The sequence below is a fragment of the Mycobacterium sp. E3247 genome (assembly GCF_001667785.1).
Taxonomy (GTDB): Bacteria; Actinomycetota; Actinomycetes; order Mycobacteriales; family Mycobacteriaceae; genus Mycobacterium.
On sequence record NZ_LZJG01000523.1, the window covers coordinates 1 to 2,811 of the forward strand.

Sequence of the window (2,811 nt, forward strand, 5' to 3'; positions counted from 1 at the left end):
ATGACGGCGTTCGACTGGTTCAGTTGGCGCCTCAACAAGAAGGTCGAGGATGCGCAGCGCCGCGAACTCGGCCTGCCCCGGGCGACGGGTCCCTCGCCGCGACGGATTGCCCAGCGCGGAGCGCTGGAAATCCAGGCTTATGACGAGGTTTGCTTTCCCGGCCTGGCGGCCGAATGGGCGAAATGGGATGGCCTCCGGCCATTTGTCGGCCCGCTGACCATGGAGTTGACCACCGACGCCGACGAGGACGTGGCATCGTGGATCGCCGGTGGATCGCCGCCGATCTGCTTCGGTTCGGGCAGCATCCCGCTCGAATCCGCTTCCGCCACAGTCGAGATGATCAGCTCGGCGTGCGCCACCTTGGGCGAGCGGGCTCTGCTGTGTTTCGGCGGAACCGACTTCAGCGGAGTCCCACATTCCGACCACGTCAAGCTCGTGGGCGTGGTGAATTACGCATCGGTCTTCCCGGCCTGCCGGGCGGTCGTTCATCACGGGGGTTCGGGCACCACGGCCGCAAGCCTGCGTGCCGGGGTCCCCACGCTGATCCTGTGGAGCTCGGCCGACCAGCCGTACTGGGGAAATCAGGTCAAGCGCCTCAAGGTGGGAACCGCCCGGCGCTTCTCGGAGACCACCGAAGGCACGCTTGTCGCGGACCTCCGCGAGATCCTCGCCCCGGAGTATGCGGCCCGGGCCCGCGAACTCGCCGGCCGGATGACCACCCCCGCCGAGAGCGTCGCCAAGGCCGCCGATCTCTTGGAGCAGGCCGCCCGGGAGAAAGCTTCCGGCTGAAGCGCCTTCTTAACGCGCCGGCTTGATCAGCAGGCCCTGCCCCGTGGGCAACGCGCAGATCTTCACGCCCAGTTCGTTCGCCACCGCATCCATGGCGGCGCGCTGCTCGTCGCGCCCCCGGTTGGCGTAGTCATCGAGAAGCACGAAGGCTCCGGGTGTGAGCCGTGGCCAGAAATAGCGCAGTGCGGCGACTTCCGGTGGCGCGCAGTTCATGTCGATGTGCAGATAGGCGACGGCGGTCGCGTCGACCTCGTCGAGTGTCTCCGGAACCGCGCCGACGATGATGCGGTGGTTGTGCCACTCCGCAAAATTCGCGCGGACACTTTCGACCCCACTGGCATACATCCCGTTGCGCAGGTGATCTTCGCTGATCGCCAATGCCCCGGCGCGGCGCTCGTTCTCGGTGACGAAGCGCGGGTCGAGTCCGGCGAACGTGTCGAGCAGGTAGAACGTTTTACCCAGCCGGTCCCAGTCCAGGTATTCCATGATGGCGCTGCTCAAGAATCCGTAGCTGACGCCGCATTCGACGAAGTCGCCGTCAAGCTTGCTGGCGCTGGCCGCCGCCCACAGCCCGACGTGCACGCGCCACTGCCACTGATACCAATCCTCTTTGCCCAGGGAGCGGGCGCCGCGCCGGTAGGCGCGCTGGAAGTCCGGATCGTCGAGGAACGCGTGAAAGTTGTTGAACGTGACCAGCGCGTCGTTCGCGTAGACGTCGGGAAGGATGGTCCGCGCGAGCCAGTACTCGGTGCGTACCCACCACATCCGCAGGCGGGTTCCGGTTGTCAGCCCTGTTGCCACGGCGGCAACCATAACACTCGCAAAGACCTCATCCGCGACGAATTCGACGGGTTCACCGGCTCGTCCGCCCTAGGGGGAAAGCTTTTGGTGGCCACGAACTTTCAAACTGGAAACTCTGACGCGGGCTACTTGCGCCACAGCACGCCGGTGCCGTCGATCTCGACGATCTCCGAGGTCACGCCGTGCTTTTCGCGGTAGTCCGTCACCGCTTGCTCGCATGCCTTGATCGCGTGGTAGTCGTCGACGATGCAGAAGCCACCGGGTGACAGCCGCGGATACAGCGCGTCGAGCGCCTGGATGGTGGACTCGTACAGGTCGCCGTCGAGTCGCAGCACCGAGATGCGATCGATCGGCGCATCCTGCAGCGTGTCCTTGAACCAGCCGGGGACGAACCGAACCTGGTCGTCCAGCAACCCGTAACGCTCGAAATTGCCCCGCACTTCGGCTTCGGGCACCCCCAGGATCCGCGCGTGACGATGCAGCGTAATGCCCTTGTCCTGCTTGTAGTTTGCGACATCCGGTGGTGGTACGCCGGCGAACGAGTCGCACAGCCACACACAACGCTTCTCGTCCCCGTACGCGGCCAGCACCGCGCGCATCAAGATCGACGCGCCGCCGCGCCACACGCCACACTCGACCAGGTCGCCTGGGACGTCCTCCTCCAACACCGTCTCCACGCAATGCTGCAGGCTGGTCAGCCGCTGCATCCCGATCATCGTCAAGGCGTCCGCCGGCCAATCGAGGCCCAGGTCGCGTGCGTGCTTGTTGAACGGGCGCTTGCGCACCAGCATGAAATTGCGGGTGCTGAACAAGGGGCGTCCCAGGCGGTACCAGCCCACCGGCACCAACTCGTCGTTGCCGTACCTGGTCAGGTCGCGTCGGAGCAAGTCGAGGTATGCAAACCGCGTGTCGTGATCAGTCACGGCCAAAGTTGCCCCTTAATCCGCAAGTCGATAGTCCCGGTCATGAGCCTAGACGCCCCGTCGAGGCGCTCAATGCGTTTCGCAGTCTATCCATCATCTTGGCCCGCATTGCCAACTTGGATGCCGACTCACCACGACAGCTCAGCGACGATGCTCCGCTGTGGCCGTGCGGTCACAGTGTCCCGAGCGGGCGAACTTCTCCAGCAGGTCGACGGCGCGTCCGACGCTCTCGGACGGTTTGCTCATCCGGCAGGCGATCTCGCGCGCGCGAGCCGTGCACTCGGGGGCCAGGATCTTG

3 protein-coding genes are annotated in these 2,811 nt (G+C 65.3%); 1 reads left to right on the top strand and 2 read right to left on the bottom strand.

The window, feature by feature from the left end:
- Positions 1-789, top strand: a 789-nt coding sequence (locus tag A9X04_RS31175; RefSeq protein ID WP_369829024.1) for a glycosyltransferase, incomplete at its 5' end; no start/stop codon positions are given.
- Between the two features lie 9 nt (positions 790-798).
- Here the strand turns inward: A9X04_RS31175 and A9X04_RS26935 are convergent.
- On the bottom strand, positions 799-1,602 hold the full coding sequence (locus A9X04_RS26935; RefSeq protein ID WP_067927513.1) for a TylF/MycF/NovP-related O-methyltransferase: 804 nt from the start codon (positions 1,600-1,602) through the stop codon (positions 799-801).
- A 113-nt stretch (positions 1,603-1,715) separates the two neighbouring features.
- Entirely contained in the window at positions 1,716-2,519 is an 804-nt protein-coding gene (locus A9X04_RS26940) for a TylF/MycF/NovP-related O-methyltransferase (RefSeq protein WP_067927515.1), read from the bottom strand.
- Between the last annotated feature and the right edge of the window lie 292 nt (positions 2,520-2,811).

What these genes read in the sequence shown, in the direction of transcription:
- A9X04_RS26935 (WP_067927513.1), bottom strand. Translation starts at nt 1,602, where the DNA reads ATGGTTGCCGCCGTGGCAACAGGGCTGACAACCGGAACCCGCCTGCGG.